Source organism: Luteolibacter rhizosphaerae (genome assembly GCF_025950095.1).
In the GTDB taxonomy this organism is placed as follows: Bacteria; Verrucomicrobiota; Verrucomicrobiia; order Verrucomicrobiales; family Akkermansiaceae; genus Haloferula; species Haloferula rhizosphaerae.
This window is the reverse complement of record NZ_JAPDDR010000010.1, coordinates 245,485-262,258: the sequence shown is the minus strand read 5'-3', so window position 1 is coordinate 262,258 and position 16,774 is coordinate 245,485. Positions and strand designations below refer to the sequence as shown.

The window sequence follows — 16,774 nt, the reverse complement described above, 5'->3', positions numbered from 1 at the left end:
CGTTGACGGTTTCCAGACGGCCTCTTACCTAAGCGCTGCGCGCGAGGGGCCAAGCGGGAATTTCCGCGAACTCCAGCCCACACCCGAATCTACCGTCCATGAAATCGTCGGTTTCCGCCCGCTTCAATGCGGACCTGCTGGAGGAACAATACGCGCTGTGGTGCGCGGATGCCCGTTCGGTCGACCCCACGTGGGCGGCCTTTTTTGAAGGATTCGAGCTCGGGGTCGCCCAGCTCCGGCCGCGAGGGGAGGCAGCCGCCGCTCCCGCCCCGGCAGCGGCACCTGCGGCCGCGCCGGTGGAAGCCCCGCCGAGCGAGGGCCAGCTCGCCTTCTATGGCAAGGTGGTGAGCCTCGTTTACAATTTCCGTGCCCTCGGCCACACTCAGGCGCACATTAACCCGCTCAGCGGCCCGGAGCGAAATCCGCGGCTGGCGCCTTCCCAGTTCGGTTTTACCGAGGAGGACATGGACAAGGAGGCTTCCAATCCGCTCTTCCGCGAGGGCGCGAAGATGAAGCTGCGCGACATGCTGGGGGCTCTGGAAGCCACCTATTCCGGCTTCATCGGCTTCGAGTTCACGCATATTAATAACACCACCGTGCGCCACTGGGTGCGCCAGCAGATCGAGGCCCACGCGCTGCGTGCCGAGGATCCGGCGGACCGCAAGGCCCGCGCGCTCGGCTGGTTGATCGAGGCGGACAGCTTCGAGAATTTCCTCGGCAAGAAGTTCCTCGGTGAGAAGCGCTTCTCGCTGGAAGGGGGCGAGGGGGCGATGGTCTTCCTGAATGCCATCCTCGAAAAGTGTCCTTCCGAGGGGGTTTTGGAGATCGAGATGGGCATGGCCCACCGCGGTCGCCTGAACGTGCTGGCGAACTTCGTCCGCAAGTCCCTGACGACGATTTTGTATGAATTCACGCCGAATTACATGCCCGACCTCGTGGCGGGTGATGGCGACGTGAAGTACCACCTCGGTTACGAGAGCGTCCGCGAACTGCCCGATGGCAAGGTCCGCGTGAGCCTCGCCGCCAACCCGAGCCACCTCGAAGCCGTGAACGCGGTGGTGGAGGGCAAGGCCCGCGCCCGCCAGCGCCTGATCGGCGACGACGGCGTGAAAACCGACCGCAAGCGGGTGCTGCCGATCCTCCTCCACGGGGATGCCGCCTTCGCCGGTCAGGGTTCGGTGGCCGAAGTGCTGAACCTTTCCCAACTCCCGGGCTACCGCACCGGGGGCACGATTCACCTGATCATCAACAACCAGATCGGCTTCACCACGATGCCGGCCGATGCCCGCTCCTCCGCCTATGCGACGGACGTGGCCAAGATGATCGAGGCACCGATCCTGCACGTGAACGGGGAGGTGCCGATGGAACTCTACTGGGCCGCCCAGTTCGCCCTCGAATTCCGCCAGAAGTTCGGTCGCGACGTGGTGATCGACATGTATTGCTACCGCCGCCAGGGTCACAACGAGACCGACCAGGCCGCGTTCACCCAGCCGCACATCTACAAGCACATCCAGGAGCGCGAGACGATCGGCCAGATCTATAAGAAGCAACTGGTGGGTCAGGGTGTCCTGAGCCAAGAGGAAGCGGACAAGATCGAGAAGGACATCTGGGACCGCTTCGAAGCGGGCCACGCCAAGATGGTCGAGATGCAGGCCAGCGGCGACCGCAGCGTCTTCAGTGGCTCCACCGCCGTCGAGCAGGAGGACTACAATCACGCTCCCGTTCCGACGGGCATCTCCCGCGACCTGCTGCAGCATGTCGGGAAGGTGCTCACCACGGTCCCGGAAAGCTTCAATCTCCACCCGACCCTCGCCAAGCGCTTCATCCCGCGCCGCCAGGAAGCTCTTCAGAACGGTGGCCCGGTGGACTGGGCCTTTGCCGAATCGCTCGCTTGGGGAGCCCTGCTCACCGAAGGTCATCAGGTCCGCCTCTCCGGTCAGGACTGCCGCCGCGGCACTTTCTCGCAGCGCCACGCGGTGTTCTACGATTCCGAGTCCCGCGCCCGTTACATCCCGCTGGAGCACGTGAGCCCCACGCAGGCCAAGTTCTGCGTCTACAACTCCTTCCTCTCCGAGTTCGCCGTGCTCGGTTTCGACTACGGCTATTCGATCGGAGCCCCGAATATGCTGACCCTGTGGGAGGCCCAGTTCGGCGACTTCTCGAACGGTGCCCAGGTCATCATCGACCAGTTCATCGCCTCCGCGGAGTCGAAGTGGCAGACCCCGACCGACCTCGTGCTGCTCCTGCCTCACGGCTACGAAGGCATGGGTCCTGAGCACTCCAGCGCCCGCCTCGAGCGCTTCCTGCAGCTATGCGCCGGGAAGAACATGATCGTGGGCAACTTCACGACTCCCGCCCAGTACTTCCACGCTCTGCGCCGCCAGAAGATGCGCAGCTTCCGCAAGCCACTGGTGCTCATGACGCCCAAGAGTCTGCTGACCCGCCCCGAAGCGGTTTCCACGGAGGCCGATTTCCTCGAGGGTTCCTGCTTCCAAGAGGTGCTGCCGGATCCGGTGCACCACGAGGATCCGATGCAGGTCACCCGCATCGTCTTCTGTTCGGGCAAGGTCTACTACGATCTGGCTGCCTATCGTCAGGAGCACAACATCACCGACACGGCGATCCTCCGCATCGAGCAGCTCTATCCCTTCCACGATGAGCTGGTCGCCGCTCTGGTCGCCCAGTATCCGGGCGCTTCGAAGTTCGTCTGGTGTCAGGAAGAACCGCTCAACATGGGCTCCTGGTCCTACATCTTCCCGCGTTTGGAGAAGGCGCTCGACCGCCGCGTCCGCTACGCCGGGCGCACCCGGGCCTCCAGCCCCGCCGCGGGTTCAAAGGCCAGAAGCTATGCCGAACAAAAAGCCCTGATCGAAGCCGCTTTCAAGGTTGTCTGATTCTCCTACAGCACGGACCGGTCTGAAAATTAGCGCTTAGTCATTAGTCCATTTCTTCCTCATGTCTCTCGAAGTCAAAGTCCCCGCCGCCGGCGAATCCATCACCTCCGCGAATGTCGCCCGCTGGCACAAGCAGAACGGAGAATCCGTCCGCAAGGGCGATGTGCTTGTCACTCTGGAGACCGACAAGGTTTCCAGCGAACTTGAAGCCGCTGCCGATGGCGTCCTCAAGATCGTGGTAGGTGAAGGGGAGGAAGTGGCGATCGGCACCGTGATCGCACTGCTCGAAGATGGAGCCGCTACCGGTGGCTCGCCTGTCGCCGCTCCGGCCGCGGGCGCGCCTTCTCCTTCGGCTCCTGCCGCCGCCTCGCCTCCACCGCTGCCCGCCTCCGGTGCGCAGGTGATCGACGTGAAGGTTCCCGCGGCCGGCGAATCCATCACCTCCGCAAATGTCGCGCGCTGGCACAAGGGCGACGGCGCGGCCGTCTCCAAGGGTGAGGCGCTTGTCACCTTGGAAACCGACAAGGTGTCCAGCGAGCTCGAGGCTGATGCCTCCGGGACGCTCAAGATCCTCGTGGCCGAAGGCAATGAAGTCGGGATCGGCACTCTGATCGCTCAGATCATCGTGGGGAATACCACCGCCGCTCCCGAGCCTGCGGCTCCGGCTCCGGCCGCGCCGGCACCTGTGCCTGCCGCCGCGGCGCCCGCACCGGTGACCGAAACGCCGAAGCCCCGGACCTTCGAGCTTCCCGCTGCTCCGGCCCCAGCTCCTGCGGTCGCTGCCGCTCCGGTTTCGGACGGCCGCGTGACCCGTAAGAAGATGAGCATGCTGCGCCGCAAGATCGCGACGCACCTGGTAAATGCCCAGCAGACCGCCGCGATCCTCACCACCTTCAACGAGGCGGACATGACCGCGGTCATGGAGCTCCGCAAGGCGGTGCAGGAAGACTTCCTCAAGAAGCACGGCGTGAAGCTCGGCTTCATGTCCTTCTTCGTGAAGGCCGTGGTCCAAGCTCTCAAGGACGTGCCGCAGGTTAATGGCATGATCGATGGCCAGGACATCGTTCAGAACCACTTCTACGATATCGGTGTGGCGATCGGCACCGAGAAAGGCCTGATCGTTCCGGTGATCCGCGATGCGGACAAGAAGAGCTTTGCCCAGATCGAGCAGGACATCATCGACTACGCCAAGAAGGCGAAGGAAGGGAAGATCGGCATCGAAGACCTGCAGGGTGGTGTCTACACGATCTCGAACGGCGGCACCTACGGCTCTCTGCTCAGCACGCCGATCCTCAACCCGCCCCAGAGCGGCATTCTCGGCATGCACACCATCCAGCAGCGCCCGGTGGCCCTGAACGGGCAGGTGGTGATCCGCCCGATGATGTATCTCGCCATGAGCTATGACCACCGATTGGTGGACGGCAAGGAAGCCGTGACCTTCCTGATCCGCATCAAGGACTGCATCGAGAATCCGACGCGCCTGATGCTGGAAATGTAATTTGATCGGCTCTTTATAGATGTGATTTGATTCGGGGGAGAGTAATCTCCCCCGAACTCTTGTACGCTCATGGTGACGGTCGCTCGTTTTCAAACGCCGGAAGAAGCCCATCTTTTCCGCTCCTTCCTTGGATCACGCGGGATCCAGGCAGAGGTCTTCGACGAGCACGTGGTTCAGCTTTTCTGGCACTATAGCAACGCGATCGGTGGCGTTAGGGTAGTGGTGGCTGCGGAGGACGAGATGGATGCAGCCGAGGCCCACCGCGAGTATCTGGAGGTCCTGAGATCGGAACCGCGCGAATTCTCCGGGGCTCGGGTTTGGCCGGTGGTCCTGCTGCTTTCCATCGCTTTAGGTGCTCCTTTCCTCGCTTTCGGGAGGCGCCTGGCTGCAGGTGCGCCGAAAGAGGGGTGAGCACGGCGAGATGAGGCGCAGGCCCGTCGGGTCTAGCAGCTTTCACTTTCGCGAAGGCCACGATTTCAACTTCTTCCAGCCCCATGATTGTGGCATCGGATGCGGCTTTTCGGCCTTGCCAGACCCCTTTGGGCCCTCTAGTTAGAGCCCCGGCCTAGCGGCCAACCGAGTTCTTTTAGCTGGACATTACCTTTTGGGTTTCTTAACTAGTTGCCCGATAGGCAGCGTCCGTCATGCTGTAAGGCACGCGGTTCGCAGCAAGCCAAGACCTCTCCTCAAGCCGGCGAAAGCGGGATAGAGAAGGGGTTGCAGCAACCGAACAACCGAATACCAAGATGCGCAAACACACCAAAATTATCGGCTCCCTGGCCGCTGCCTCCGCTCTCGTGGCTGGCTACGCCTCGGCGGAGATCGAAGGGGAAGTCCACGTCGGCTACAGCAACATCTACGAATTCCGTTTCGTGGATCTCGGCAGCGATCTGATCGAAGCCGGTGCTGACGTGTCTTACGATGCCGGTTTCGCCGCTCTGAGCGCCGGTGCCTGGTACGGCTCCGTCAACGATTCCCAGACGATCGGCGGTAACTTCAACGAGCTTGATCTCTACGCCGCCATTTCGAAGGAAGTCGGCCCGATCGATCTCGAGCTCGGCTACATCTACTACTACTTCCCGGACACCCCGGGTACCGTTGACACCCAGGAAGTCTACCTGTCCGCCAGCTACGAGATCGCTTGGGGTCTCTCCGCCAGCGCGACCTACTACTACGACTTCGACTCCAACAACGGCTGGTACCTGCAGCCCGAGCTGTCCTGGACCAAGGAGTTCAACGACTGTCTGGCCCTGACCCTGTCCACGGGTGTCGGTGTTGCCGATGGCCACGGCCTCCAGGCTCGTGCCGGTCGCGCGAACCCCGGTTCCACCGCTGACGGCTTCCAAGGCTGGTTCGTCAAGGCCGAACTCCCCTGGGAGTTCCGCGAAGGCGTGACCATCGCTCCTTACCTGAAGTACACCGATGCCGACAACAAGCTTGCTGCCGACATCAACAACCTTCAGGGCGGCCAAGAGCACCTGATCGGTGGCGTGAAGCTCTCCGTTGGCTTCTAAGCCGACCGAGTTTCATCCCTACGAAACACTTCGGGCGGCCGTGGCAACACGGCCGCCCTTTTTGTGCACGCGATTCTGCAGCACTCCGTGAAAATTCCGTGTAGGGCCTCTCGGCGCTTGCTCCTTGAGGCCTCCATCGGACACTACCCGCAGCAATGATTGGCAGGGCGCTTCAGGCATGGATTCTGGGCTGGCTCGTGAGCTTCGCCGTGGTGATCTCGCCTTATGTGATTGAGGGCATTGTCCGGAATGGATCACTGCGTGGCGTGGGAGTCCCCATGTTTGCCTTTTGGACCTCCGCGGTTCTTCTGGTGGTCTTCTGCGTGCTCATCCTTCCGCTCTATCTCTGGCTCCCGGACAGCGTCAGGGAGCTGAGGCCCATGGTTCGGGCGATGATCGGTGCCGGGGTGGCTTGCTTCGTCTGCGTGGCTTGGCCGCTGTTTCTGGAACTGCCTTCGGTGTTGCCGGCGGCGCTCGCGGCAGGCGGGCTGATCGGTTATATGGTGCCCAGGAATACTGGGGCGGAGGGATAACAAAGTCCTGGATGCCCTGATTCAGGTGGCACGGGGATGGGCCGCATCGTAAGCCTGCCGCAGCCGCTCCTTCGTCACGTGCGTGTAGATCTGCGTGGTCGAAAGCGAAGCATGGCCTAACAGGCTTTGCACGGATCTCAGATCCGCCCCTGCGTCTAACAGATGGGTGGCGAAGCTGTGCCGCAGCTTGTGCGGGGAGATTTTGAAGGGAATCGAACTCAGCTTGAGGTACTTCTTCAGCAGCAGATCGATCGCCTGCTGGGTGATGCGCGTGCGCCGCTTTCCCAAGAACAGCGGACCGTTGGTCACGGCGGCTTCGCGCTGGTAGCGCTGCAAGGCGGAGAGTGCAGGGCCTCCGATCGGCACGATCCTCTCCTTCGCGCCTTTGCCCGTGACCTTCACGTTCTCGCCGAGGAAATCGATGTCCCTCACATCCAGCCCCCTCAGCTCGGAGATCCGGAGCCCGCAGGAATAGAAGAGCTCCAGGATCGCAGCATCGCGCAGGGGCATCCAAGGCTGGGTCTGCTTGTGGATGGGGGCTTGTAGTGGCAGAGCCAGCAGTTCGTCGATCTGTGAGGCGGTGAGCACCACCGGCAGCTTCTTCTCCGGCTTGGGGAGTTGCACCTCCGCCACCGGGCTCTTGATGAAGCCGCGGCGGTGAACCAGGAATTTGTAGAAGGACCGCAGAGCGGCGAAGCGGAGACGGATCGTCGACTTCGACAGATCCTGCTTCATCATCTCATAGAGCCAGCGCCGGAAATCCTCCGCGGTAGTCTCCCGCCAGCCGGCGAACTTCGCGCCGAACCATGTGCGGCAGCTCTCCAACGCGAGCCGGTAGTTCTCCAATGTGCGAGGCGAGGCGGTCCGCTCGACCTCCATGAATTTCAGGAAGCCGCTCTCCAGCTCCTCATCCATCGCTGTCCAGCTTCTGCTGCCTGCCTTTGATGATCGCGGCGATGATGAGGCCGATACCGGCCGCGAGCATGACGCCCACGATCCCCATGCCGATGTAGACCATCTGGAACTCGGACTCCGCCATCGGGTTGTGGGTGCCTCCTCGAAGGCTGGCAGCGGCTTCCTTCGCCCGTTGCAGACGCTGGAGGACTAGGAAGATCAGAATAGAGGCCGAGATGAAAAGAGTAAGGGCGATGCGGACAAGGCGATTCATACGCAGGCGGGGCAGGTGCCGAAGAACTCGAGCTCGTGGTAAAGGTTGCGGAAGCCGGTCTTCTCGCGAATCTCTTCTTCCAGTTCGTGGACAGGGCAGGGGGCTTTTACCGCCTCGATGCTGCCGCACTCCGTGCAGATCAGGTAATCCTGATGACGTCCCGGTACCAGCAGCGTGAAATAGGCAGCGCGCTCGTGCAGGCCGAGCCGCCGCACCACGCCCTTTTCGGCGAGACGTTGCAGCAGGCGGAAGACGGTTGCCTTGTCGCATTGATCACGCAGCCGCGGGGATGCGGCCAACTCGGACAAGGTCATGGGCCGCGAGGACTCGAGAAGAGTCACGATGAGTTCTTCGAGGGCCTTCGTGCGGCGCAGTCCCGCCGAGCGGCAGCGGTCAATGAGTTGGGCGACAATTTCGGACATCCCGGGGCGAAAGTAGGACGGGAAACAGGGTTGGGAAAGGGGATTCGGGGTCTCTCAGGCCGTGGTGAACTGGCTCCGGTATTTCACGAAGGCGGTCTTGGTATCGCTGGCAAATCCGCAATGGCGGAAAAATGCATGGGCTCCGTGACGGCGGACGCTGCTCAGAAGCATGATCTTGGTGCAATCGTGCTCTTTCGCCAAGACCTCGACCTGGGCCAGAAGCCGTGTCCCGATGCCCTGTTGTCGTGCTGCCGATGACACCACGACATTCTCGAGAACTCCGAAGGGCTGGGAACGGAACATCACGTCGTTGCGGAGGTTGAACAGCACGGTGCCGAAGACCGAATCACCGGACTCCGCAACGAGAAGGAAGGTCGAAGCGCTCCGGCCCATGGTTACAATCTGCTCCGGAAGAACTTGGATCAGGGGATCCCCGACGAGTTCCTGATACAGATGCTGGATCGCACCCGCGTCTTCCGGATTCGCCCTTCGGATCACGCACGAGATCATGATCCCTTAGAGAAGGGTCGGCTGTCCGTCCGTTGGTGGAGGCATGGACGCGCCGATCTTGGTATAGGCGGCAGGCAGGGCGATCCGCCCCCGCGGCGTGCGCTGGAGGAAACCCTGTAGGATCAGAAAGGGCTCGTGCACCTCCTCGATCGTCGCGGCATCTTCACCGACCGCGACGGCCAGCGAGCCCACGCCCACGGGACCCCCGTTGAACTTGTAGATCAGCGCCTCGAGGATGCGCTTGTCCATCTCGTCCAAGCCCTGTGCGTCGATCTCGATCATTGCCAGTGCTGCATCCGCTACCGGACCCGAGATCGTGCCGTCACTTTTCACCTGAGCGTAGTCGCGCACCCAGCGCAGCAGGGCATTCGCCACGCGCGGAGTGCCACGGGAACGAGCCGCGATCTCCAGCGCCCCTTCATGCAGGATCGGGATGTCCAGCAGGCCTGCCGAGCGCTCGATGATCTGGGCGAGTTCCGTCTGGGTGTAGTAGTCCAGACGGTTCACCAGTCCAAAGCGTGAGCGCAGGGGAGCCGTCAGCATCCCGGATCGGGTGGTGGCTCCCACCAGCGTGAAGCGCGGCAGGTTGAGTTGGATCGAGCGGGCGGAGGGGCCGGAATCGATGATGATATCCAGCCGGAAGTCCTCCATGGCGGGGTAGAGATACTCCTCGATCGCCGGGTGCAGGCGATGGATTTCGTCGATGAAGAGCACGTCGCCCTTCTGGAGATTGGTCAGAACTCCGGCCAGATCGCCTGCCTTCTCGATCTGCGGCCCGGAGGTCACGTGGAGCTGCGAGCCGGTGGCGCGGGCGATGATATTGGCCAGCGTGGTCTTGCCCAAGCCGGGAGGGCCGGAGAGCAGCACGTGATCCAGCACGTCCCCGCGCTGGCGGGCAGCCTCCACCATCAGCAGCAGGCGGTCCTTCACTTTCTCCTGCCCGATGAACTCGGAAAACACCGGCGGACGCAGCGAAACGTCGAAGGAAGTGGTAGGGGCGGAGGTGGTTTTCTGGTAGAAATTCTCGCTCATCCGGTGCGCGCCGAGAGAACATCATGGCGGCGCTCGGATGAACACGATTTTTCACGCGAGAATCGGCTTTACAACTTCGCGCGGTTCCGTAATTTCCGCGGCCCCGCAACGCAGCGCCATTTTTCCCATGAAAGTTCTTTCTTCGCTCTCTTCCGCCAAACGCCGCCACTCCGGATGCCAAGTGGTGAAGCGCAAGGGCACGCTCTATGTGATCTGCAAGGCCAACCCGAAGTTCAAGGCCCGCCAAGGCGCGACCAAGGGCACCCGCCTGTCGAAGAAGGGCGTGAAGTAATCCTTCGGGACCCAGTCCAGTTTGAGAAAAGGCGGCCTTAGGGTCGCCTTTTTATGTTCCCGGGTGGCGACTCAGTCCCCCGATCGCTCCCGCGCTTCGATCTCCAGCGGTGCTTCAAAGTAGCCATGGACCAGGCATTCACGGATGTAGAGCCGCATGAAGGGCTCGATTCCGCCGAGCCGCTGGTACTGCGCCACGTGCACCAGTTCGTGGGGGATGACCCACTCGTGGCCGGGCAGGATGTAGATTCCACGACCGAGGGTCATCCCGGCGGGGTTCATGACCGGCAGGCCGCATTTCCGGGCCAGATTCACCACCGGCTGCGGGACGGGCATCGGCACCGGGTTCACCGTCAGGACCCGGATGCCCTCCGGATCTTGAATCTCCATCGTCCGGGCGAATTCCAAGGCTTCCGCCGTGAGCGGCACCCCCTCAGCCAGGATCTTGCGCTCCTGCCCCTGCGCCCATCTGGCGGTCGCCGGAGCCACTCCGGAGACGAGCGTGAGCGCCAGGCCGAGCGGGACGATCATGCAAGCTGCTCGGCCAGCATGGCCTTCCCGTAGTCACGGTTCATCCGCGCGATGTGATCCACGCTGATCTCCTTCGGGCATGCGGCCTCGCATTCGTAGTGGTTGGTGCAGTTGCCGAAGCCCTCGCTGTCCATCTGCTTGACCATCGCGAGCACGCGCTTGTCGCGCTCCGGTTGGCCCTGGGGCAGGTGGCCGAGGTGGGAAACTTTGGCGGAGACGAAGAGCATGGCACTGGCATTCGGGCAAGCGGCCACGCAAGCCCCGCAGCCGATGCAGGCGGCGGCATCGAAGGCGGCGTCGGCATCCGGCTTCGGAATCGGGATCGCATTCGCGTCCACGGCGGAGCCGGTGCGGATGTCGATATAGCCGCCTGCCGCTATGATGCGGTCGAAGGCATTGCGGTCCACGATCAAGTCGCGCAGCACCGGGAAGGCATTTGCGCGGAAGGGCTCGATCCAGATGGTGTCGCCATCGCGGAACTTGCGCATGTGGACTTGGCAGGTGGTGGTGCCCTTTTCCTTGCCGTGGGGCACGCCGTTGATCGTCAGGGAGCACATCCCGCAAATGCCTTCGCGGCAGTCGTGGTCGAAATGGATCGGCTCGCCGCCATCGCTGATGATGCGCTCGTTCACGATGTCCAACATTTCCAGGAAGGAACATTCTTCCGGAATTCCTTGGGCGGGATAGGTTTCGATCCGGCCCTTGTCCTGCGGGCCATTCTGACGCCAGACCTTGAGCGTGAGGTTCATATCGTGGGAAAATTGGCTGCCCGCGCGGTTCCACCGGGCCACGCGCCGGAAGGTAAAGGGTGCAGCGGCGGGCGCTAGTCGAAAAAGCCGGTTTTCCACGCGAATCCGCTCAAGTCGGCTATGAGCGCGATCCCTAGCATCCGTCTCCTGCCGAAAGACCCGTTGTGGCGAAAACGTTGCTACGCATGGGACGGTCTCGTGCCGCACGATCACCCTTTTACGAAACCTCATGCAAATCCGCCATTCCGCATCGTTCCTTCTCACCACCCTGCTTTGCCCGGTCCTTTCGCTTTCCGCTGCGGAAGAGAAGCCGAAGCCCTTCCATTTCGCTCACCGCGGCGGAGCCCACGAGTTCGAGGAGAACACGCTCTTCGCCTTCCGCAGCAGCTATGACAAGGGCCTCCGGGGCTTCGAGACGGACATCCGCATGACCAAGGACGGCAAGCTGGTGATCCTTCACGACGATTCCTTGGATCGCACCCACAATGGCAAGGGGCCGGTGGAGGAATTAGAGTCTGAGTCCGCTAGGAGCATCACTTCCAAGAAGCAGGGCGAGCCGCTGCTCTTCCTCGAAGCCCTGCTCGACTACCTAGCCGACAAGCCGGGCCTCTACGTCGAGTTCGAGATGAAGACGAGCAACAAGAAGCTCTATCCCGACGAGGCCATCGATACCTATGCGCGGGCGATCTACGATCAGGTGAACGCCCGCAAGCCGGAGAACTCCACTTGGGTCTTCACCTCCTTCGACCAACGCCCGCTGAAGGCGATAAAGAAGATCAATCCGGACGCGGACATCATGCTGATCAAGGGCGGCCCGCTCGACTCCGCACTGATCGACTCCGCCAAGGCGATCGGCTCGAAGCGCATTGCCTGCAAGATGGAGGGAACCACCCGGCTGGCCGTGAAGGATGCGCAGAAACAGGGCCTGATCGTCACCGGTTGGCCCGGGCATACCCTCAACGACTACTTCCTCGGCCTCGGACTCGGCGTGGATGCGATCTGCAGCGATGTCCCGGTGATGTGGCAGAACTACATCGAGAGCAAGAAGCCCTGAAGCGGGGGCGGCTTTCCCGTGGCCATGGTCGTTTCGCCTGAGGATTTTCTCCACCGGGCATGAAACGAGCTTTTCACCCGAACACCTCGGGTCTTAATATCGAACGATCATGGCCACCCTTGAAACCACCGTCGACGGGCTGAAATTCGCGAATCCCTTCGTGATCGGTTCCGGTCCTCCGGGGACGAACGTGAAGGTGATCAAGCGCGCCTTCAAGGAAGGGTGGGGGGGCGTCATCGCCAAGACCGTCAGCCTCGACGCCTCCAAGGTGGTCAATGTTGGCCCCCGCTATGCCAAGCTCATGGCCGGCGATGGCAAGGAAGTCATCGGCTGGGAGAACATCGAGCTCATCAGCGACCGCAAGTTCGAGATCTGGCTCGATGAGTTCAAGGAGGCGAAAGACGAGTATCCCGACGGCGTGTTGATCGCCTCCATCATGGAGGAGTATAACAAGGATGCCTGGTGCGAGATCGTCGAGCGCTGCCAAGACGCCGGGGTGGATGCCTTCGAGTTGAACTTCTCCTGCCCGCACGGCCTGCCCGAGCGCAAGATGGGTGCCGCCATGGGTCAGGATCCGTCCATCCTCGAGGAAGTCTGCGGCTGGGTGATGGGCGCTGCGAAGATTCCTGTCTGGGCCAAGATGACGCCGAATGTCACCCACATCGAGGAGCCCAGCGCTGCCGCCCTGCGCGCCGGCTGTCAGGGGGTCAGCGCGATCAACACCATCCGCAGCGTGATGGGCGTGAATCTGGATACGCTGCGGCCAGAGCCGACCGTGGAAGGCTACACGACCCCCGGCGGTTATTCGTCAAAAGCGGTGAAGCCGATCGCCCTGCGCATGTGCATGGAGATCGCCCAGCTCATCAAAAAGGACTTCCCCGGCCGCACGCTCTCCGGCCTCGGCGGCGTGGAGACCGGTGCCGACGCCGCCCAGTTCATCCTGTTAGGCAGCGATACCGTCCAAGTCTGCACCGGCGTCATGAAGTTCGGCTACGGAATGGTGAAGGATCTCAATGCCGGGCTGCTCGCCTTCATGGACAGCAAGGGCTTTGAGACCATCTCCGACTTCAAAGGCCTCAGCCTGCCCTACTTCACCACCCATGCGGAACTCGTCCGCATGCAACTCGCCCGCAAGGCCGAGGAAGCCGCTGCGAAGGAACGTGCCGACATGGTCAAGAGCGATGCCGAATGGGATGGCGATGACTTCGTTAAGCAGTCGGATGCTCTGGCGCGGAAGCCGAATTCTTAAGAGAAAGTCGGCCTCTAACTGTCCCAACGGGACCGTGCAACAGAGCCAAGGTGTCGCCGACCGAGGAGGCTACTCCGGGTTGCCGATCTAATGCCTCCTGCCTCAACAAGGTTGTGCACGTGGACGTCCTCGCTAACGGAAGAACATCTCGCGAAGTCTTGACCGGACACGGCGCTTGGGAGGCTCATCGCGCGGCCCGGTTCTTTTGCGGCCCCTCCACCGCATCATCCGGCTCTCGCTCCATCTCTTCAGTGAAGAACGTCAGAACGACACGTACTTCAGATACAGGATCAATCGGCCGTCCTCCCGGACTAGGCGAGCATCGAGATAGGAGCTTTTCCCAATCGCTTTTCTCGAAACAAGCGTGTTTTCGAAGTGCTTTGGCCACCATGCACAGCGGTCGTTTGCCAAGTCGTCGGAGAAGTCCTCGCTCGCTTGGAGGCGCCCGATCTCAGCTTCCAAGTCTTTCTGTGAAGCCTCAGGGATCTCGATTTTTGCGAAGTAGATCGGGTCCACCGGAGGAATGTAACGAAACCGCAGCCCTTCGGCTCCCTCCGGGATGTCGATCTTTGCGGCGTCCTCAATCAGCCTCATGGCCTTCAGATCAAACGAGGCCTCATCGAGATCATGTACCTCAAAATCCCTCCCGCAACCGGAGAGTGCAAGGATCAGGGAGCAGATTGCGGCATGTGCAACTCTTGTAATGGCAAGGAGATCAGTCTTAACAATGGGACTGTCAATGCCTTGAGAAAATCGAAGTGACTATCTTCACTCTCAACTGGAACCGCCCCGATGATTCCGGACTTGGTAAGGCATTACCGGGTCAGGCGTTAGCTTTGCTCACGGCACCACAATCTCCCCATAAGACTCCGGCCGCCGATCCCGGTAGAACTGCCAGGTATTCCTCACCTCCTCGATCATCTCCAGATCCAGATCCGCCACGATCAGCTCCGTCTGATCCCGGCTGCCGACCGCGACCATCTGCCCGCGCGGATCGCAGAAGTAGGACTGCCCGTAGAATTCACCGATGCCCCAAGGTTGTTCCGTGCCGACCCGGTTGATCGCGCCGACGAAGTAGCCGTTTGCCACGGCGTGTGCAGGTTGTTCCAATTTCCACAGATACTCGCTCAGCCCCGCGACGGTCGCGGAGGGATTGAAGACGATCTCCGCGCCATTCAACCCGAGGCATCGAGCGCCCTCCGGGAAGTGCCGGTCATAGCAGATGTAGACGCCGATCTTCCCGACCGCCGTCTGGAACACCGGATAGCCGGTGTTGCCGGGGCGGAAGTAGAACTTCTCCCAGAAGCCCGGATGGCAGTGGGGGATGTGATGCTTGCGATACTTCCCGAGGTAGGTGCCGTCCGCATCGATCACCGAGGCGGTGTTGTAGTAAACGCCCGTCTGCTCGACCTCGTAGATCGGCACCACCAGCACCATCCCCAGTCGCTTCGCCGTCTCCATCATGAGCTGGGTGGTCGGGCCGTCCGGGATCGATTCGGTGATGGAATACCAGCGCGTCTGCTGCTCCGCGCAAAAGTAAGGACCGTAGAATAGCTCCTGCAGGCAGAGTACTTGCACGCCCTGCTTGGCGGCCTCCTCGATCATCTCCATGTGCCGCGAGATCATCGCCTCGCGGATCACCTTCGGGTCGGCGTCGCCGGGGTGGGTGGAGGCTGCTTGGATGAGGCCAGCTTTGACTATTCGGGGCATGAGCGTGAAACGGTTAAGGTCTTGCCGGAGCGGCACGGAATCCGCTAGAAAAGCGATTGGCATGCCAATCCGCATGCTCCTCAAACCATGAATGCGTCCGTGGATCAAGCATGCCCGCTCTATATCGGAGGAAAGTGGAAGGAGGTGGGAGGAAAGGCGGGCAGCACGGTCTACAACCCCTCCCGCGGCAGTGCCATCGCCACCGTGCCCATGTGCGGGCCCGAGGAGGTGAACGAAGTGGTGGCGGCGGCGAAAGCGGCATTTCCGGATTGGCGCGATACCCCTCCGAACGAGCGGGCACAGGTTCTCTTCCGCCTGAAGATCTTGTTAGAAGATGCCTTCGAGGAACTCTGCCTCGGCATCTCCACCGAACACGGCAAAACCCTCTCGGAAGCGCGTGGCGATCTGCGCCGCGGCATCGAGGTGGTGGAGTTTGCCTGCGGCATCCCGACCCTTCTGATGGGCGAGTCGCTGGAGAACATCGCCCGCGGAATCGATTGCCACACCGACCGCCATCCACTTGGCGTGGTCGCTGGTATCTGCCCTTTCAATTTCCCCGCGCTGGTGCCCATGTGGATGTGGCCGATCGCCATCGCCTGCGGGAATACTTTCGTCCTCAAGCCGAGCGAGAAGGTCCCGCTTACCATGCAGCGCGTCGTCGCCCTGCTGGAAAAAGCCGGGCTGCCACCGGGTGTGCTCAATATTGTCCATGGCGGCCGCGAGTGCGTGGACGCTTTGTTAGAGCACCCGGATGTCGCCGCGATCTCCTTCGTCGGCTCTACTCCGGTGGCCCGTGAGATCCACCGCAAGGGCTCGCTGGCGGGCAAGCGGGTCCAAGCCGCTGGCGGTGCGAAAAACTTCGTGATCCTGATGCCCGATGCCGACGTGGATCGGACGGTGGAAGCGGTGAAGGACGGTGCCTTTGGCTGCGCGGGTGAACGCTGCATGGCCGGATCCACCGCCGTGGCGGTCGGGGATGCGGGCGACAAACTCCTGCCCGCCCTCGCCGATCTCGTCGGCTCCATGAGAGTCGGCCCCACCGATGTTCGCGAGACCCAGCCCGACATGGGCGCGGTGATCTCCGCCGAGCACAAGACCCGCGTCTCCGGGCTTATCGATGCCGGTGAGCGCGCGGGTGGCAAGGTACTCACTGATGGCCGCAAGACCAAGGTGGATGACGCCCCCGAGGGATTCTTCCTCGGCCCCACCGTGATCGACCAAGTCACTCCAGATAACCCACTCATGGAAACGGAAGTCTTCGGTCCCGTCCTTGCCGTCCTCCGTGCCAAGACTCTCGACGAGGCCATCGCCCAGGCTAACAAACAGGCATTCGGTAACGGCGCCGCTATCTTCACGAACTCCGGTAAAGCGGCCCGCGAGTTCCGCCGCCAGGTCAGTGCCGGCATGGTCGGCATCAATGTGGGCGTGCCCGCACCGCTCGCCTACTTTCCCTTCACCGGTTGGAACGACTCCTTCTTCGGCGACCTCCACATCCAAGGCAAAGAGGGCGTCGAGTTCTTCACCAAACGCAAGACCACTACCACCCGCTGGTTCTCCTTCGGCGATGGCGAGGTCTGGGCCAAGTAAGCATCTCTTCATCTTTCTACGGATCACCCGGC

General features: G+C 61.9%; 18 protein-coding genes. 9 read left to right on the top strand and 9 right to left on the bottom strand.

Annotation, left to right across the window (positions count from 1 at the left end):
* The first annotated feature begins 98 nt into the window (after positions 1-98).
* From OJ996_RS19580 to OJ996_RS19560, 5 genes are all read left to right on the top strand, one after another.
* Positions 99-2,894 (top strand): 2-oxoglutarate dehydrogenase E1 component, encoded by a 2,796-nt coding sequence (locus OJ996_RS19580; protein ID WP_264515356.1) that lies wholly within the window; start codon positions 99-101, stop codon positions 2,892-2,894.
* Positions 2,895-2,955: 61 nt separating this feature from the next.
* Positions 2,956-4,392 carry a dihydrolipoyllysine-residue succinyltransferase gene (gene sucB, locus OJ996_RS19575; protein ID WP_264515355.1) on the top strand — a complete coding sequence of 479 codons (1,437 nt, stop codon included), beginning with the start codon at positions 2,956-2,958 and terminating at the stop codon, positions 4,390-4,392.
* 69 nt (positions 4,393-4,461) lie between these two features.
* Positions 4,462-4,803 carry a putative signal transducing protein gene (locus OJ996_RS19570; protein ID WP_264515354.1) on the top strand — a complete coding sequence of 114 codons (342 nt, stop codon included), beginning with the start codon at positions 4,462-4,464 and terminating at the stop codon, positions 4,801-4,803.
* Positions 4,804-5,138: 335 nt separating this feature from the next.
* Entirely contained in the window at positions 5,139-5,906 is a 768-nt protein-coding gene (locus OJ996_RS19565; protein ID WP_264515353.1) for a TorF family putative porin, read from the top strand.
* A gap of 155 nt (positions 5,907-6,061) precedes the next feature.
* Entirely contained in the window at positions 6,062-6,439 is a 378-nt protein-coding gene (locus OJ996_RS19560; protein WP_264515352.1) for a hypothetical protein, read from the top strand.
* Between the two features lie 21 nt (positions 6,440-6,460).
* Here OJ996_RS19560 and OJ996_RS19555 read toward each other — a convergent pair whose 3' ends face one another.
* From OJ996_RS19555 to ruvB, 5 genes are read right to left on the bottom strand one after another with little or no spacing between them, the layout of a single operon-like run.
* Positions 6,461-7,354, bottom strand: coding sequence for a tyrosine recombinase XerC (locus OJ996_RS19555; RefSeq protein WP_264515351.1), 894 nt, complete (start codon positions 7,352-7,354; stop codon positions 6,461-6,463).
* Positions 7,347-7,607, bottom strand: a complete 261-nt coding sequence (locus OJ996_RS19550) for a hypothetical protein (protein WP_264515350.1) — start codon at positions 7,605-7,607, stop codon at positions 7,347-7,349. The genes OJ996_RS19555 and OJ996_RS19550 overlap by 8 nt, the downstream gene beginning before the upstream one ends.
* Positions 7,604-8,029 carry a Fur family transcriptional regulator gene (locus tag OJ996_RS19545; protein WP_264515349.1) on the bottom strand — a complete coding sequence of 142 codons (426 nt, stop codon included), beginning with the start codon at positions 8,027-8,029 and terminating at the stop codon, positions 7,604-7,606. Before OJ996_RS19545 ends, OJ996_RS19550 begins: the two co-directional genes overlap by 4 nt.
* A 54-nt stretch (positions 8,030-8,083) precedes the next feature.
* Positions 8,084-8,539: a GNAT family N-acetyltransferase gene (locus OJ996_RS19540; protein WP_264515348.1), complete on the bottom strand. Its 456-nt coding sequence runs from the start codon at positions 8,537-8,539 to the stop codon at positions 8,084-8,086.
* Positions 8,540-8,545: 6 nt separating this feature from the next.
* On the bottom strand, positions 8,546-9,571 hold the full coding sequence (ruvB, locus tag OJ996_RS19535) for a Holliday junction branch migration DNA helicase RuvB (protein WP_264515347.1): 1,026 nt from the start codon (positions 9,569-9,571) through the stop codon (positions 8,546-8,548).
* Between the two features lie 127 nt (positions 9,572-9,698).
* Between ruvB and ykgO the strand changes: the two genes are divergently transcribed.
* Positions 9,699-9,863 (top strand): type B 50S ribosomal protein L36, encoded by a 165-nt coding sequence (gene ykgO / locus OJ996_RS19530; protein ID WP_264515346.1) that lies wholly within the window; start codon positions 9,699-9,701, stop codon positions 9,861-9,863.
* Positions 9,864-9,934: 71 nt separating this feature from the next.
* Here ykgO and OJ996_RS19525 read toward each other — a convergent pair whose 3' ends face one another.
* Both OJ996_RS19525 and OJ996_RS19520 read right to left on the bottom strand, forming a co-directional pair.
* Positions 9,935-10,393: a hypothetical protein gene (locus OJ996_RS19525; protein ID WP_264515345.1), complete on the bottom strand. Its 459-nt coding sequence runs from the start codon at positions 10,391-10,393 to the stop codon at positions 9,935-9,937.
* Positions 10,390-11,142 (bottom strand): succinate dehydrogenase/fumarate reductase iron-sulfur subunit, encoded by a 753-nt coding sequence (locus OJ996_RS19520; RefSeq protein ID WP_264515344.1) that lies wholly within the window; start codon positions 11,140-11,142, stop codon positions 10,390-10,392. Before OJ996_RS19520 ends, OJ996_RS19525 begins: the two co-directional genes overlap by 4 nt.
* A 229-nt stretch (positions 11,143-11,371) precedes the next feature.
* Here OJ996_RS19520 and OJ996_RS19515 point away from each other — a divergent pair, with 229 nt between their 5' ends.
* Together OJ996_RS19515 and preA are read left to right on the top strand one after the other, a co-directional pair.
* Positions 11,372-12,196 carry a glycerophosphodiester phosphodiesterase gene (locus tag OJ996_RS19515; RefSeq protein ID WP_264515343.1) on the top strand — a complete coding sequence of 275 codons (825 nt, stop codon included), beginning with the start codon at positions 11,372-11,374 and terminating at the stop codon, positions 12,194-12,196.
* A 109-nt stretch (positions 12,197-12,305) separates the two neighbouring features.
* Entirely contained in the window at positions 12,306-13,445 is a 1,140-nt protein-coding gene (gene preA, locus OJ996_RS19510) for an NAD-dependent dihydropyrimidine dehydrogenase subunit PreA (RefSeq protein ID WP_264515342.1), read from the top strand.
* 261 nt (positions 13,446-13,706) lie between these two features.
* Here the strand turns inward: preA and OJ996_RS19505 are convergent, their stop codons facing one another.
* Complete coding sequence (locus OJ996_RS19505; protein ID WP_264515341.1) at positions 13,707-14,039, bottom strand: hypothetical protein; 333 nt, start codon at positions 14,037-14,039, stop codon at positions 13,707-13,709.
* A gap of 246 nt (positions 14,040-14,285) precedes the next feature.
* Positions 14,286-15,155, bottom strand: a complete 870-nt coding sequence (locus OJ996_RS19500) for a nitrilase-related carbon-nitrogen hydrolase (protein ID WP_264515339.1) — start codon at positions 15,153-15,155, stop codon at positions 14,286-14,288.
* 87 nt (positions 15,156-15,242) lie between these two features.
* Here OJ996_RS19500 and OJ996_RS19495 point away from each other — a divergent pair, with 87 nt between their 5' ends.
* Positions 15,243-16,742, top strand: a complete 1,500-nt coding sequence (locus OJ996_RS19495; RefSeq protein WP_264515338.1) for a CoA-acylating methylmalonate-semialdehyde dehydrogenase — start codon at positions 15,243-15,245, stop codon at positions 16,740-16,742.
* The last annotated feature ends 32 nt before the right edge of the window (positions 16,743-16,774 follow it).

Coding starts and splice junctions, on each gene's coding strand:
- OJ996_RS19500 (WP_264515339.1), bottom strand. CDS start 15,155: ATGCCCCGAATAGTCAAAGCTGGCCTCATCCAAGCAGCCTCCACCCAC.
- OJ996_RS19560 (WP_264515352.1), top strand. CDS start 6,062: ATGATTGGCAGGGCGCTTCAGGCATGGATTCTGGGCTGGCTCGTGAGC.
- OJ996_RS19550 (WP_264515350.1), bottom strand. CDS start 7,607: ATGAATCGCCTTGTCCGCATCGCCCTTACTCTTTTCATCTCGGCCTCT.
- OJ996_RS19555 (WP_264515351.1), bottom strand. CDS start 7,354: ATGGATGAGGAGCTGGAGAGCGGCTTCCTGAAATTCATGGAGGTCGAG.
- sucB (WP_264515355.1), top strand. CDS start 2,956: ATGTCTCTCGAAGTCAAAGTCCCCGCCGCCGGCGAATCCATCACCTCC.
- OJ996_RS19540 (WP_264515348.1), bottom strand. CDS start 8,539: ATGATCTCGTGCGTGATCCGAAGGGCGAATCCGGAAGACGCGGGTGCG.
- OJ996_RS19565 (WP_264515353.1), top strand. CDS start 5,139: ATGCGCAAACACACCAAAATTATCGGCTCCCTGGCCGCTGCCTCCGCT.
- OJ996_RS19515 (WP_264515343.1), top strand. CDS start 11,372: ATGCAAATCCGCCATTCCGCATCGTTCCTTCTCACCACCCTGCTTTGC.
- OJ996_RS19570 (WP_264515354.1), top strand. CDS start 4,462: ATGGTGACGGTCGCTCGTTTTCAAACGCCGGAAGAAGCCCATCTTTTC.
- OJ996_RS19495 (WP_264515338.1), top strand. CDS start 15,243: ATGAATGCGTCCGTGGATCAAGCATGCCCGCTCTATATCGGAGGAAAG.
- ykgO (WP_264515346.1), top strand. CDS start 9,699: ATGAAAGTTCTTTCTTCGCTCTCTTCCGCCAAACGCCGCCACTCCGGA.
- OJ996_RS19505 (WP_264515341.1), bottom strand. CDS start 14,039: ATGAGGCTGATTGAGGACGCCGCAAAGATCGACATCCCGGAGGGAGCC.
- OJ996_RS19520 (WP_264515344.1), bottom strand. CDS start 11,142: ATGAACCTCACGCTCAAGGTCTGGCGTCAGAATGGCCCGCAGGACAAG.
- ruvB (WP_264515347.1), bottom strand. CDS start 9,571: ATGAGCGAGAATTTCTACCAGAAAACCACCTCCGCCCCTACCACTTCC.
- OJ996_RS19545 (WP_264515349.1), bottom strand. CDS start 8,029: ATGTCCGAAATTGTCGCCCAACTCATTGACCGCTGCCGCTCGGCGGGA.
- OJ996_RS19525 (WP_264515345.1), bottom strand. CDS start 10,393: ATGATCGTCCCGCTCGGCCTGGCGCTCACGCTCGTCTCCGGAGTGGCT.
- preA (WP_264515342.1), top strand. CDS start 12,306: ATGGCCACCCTTGAAACCACCGTCGACGGGCTGAAATTCGCGAATCCC.
- OJ996_RS19580 (WP_264515356.1), top strand. CDS start 99: ATGAAATCGTCGGTTTCCGCCCGCTTCAATGCGGACCTGCTGGAGGAA.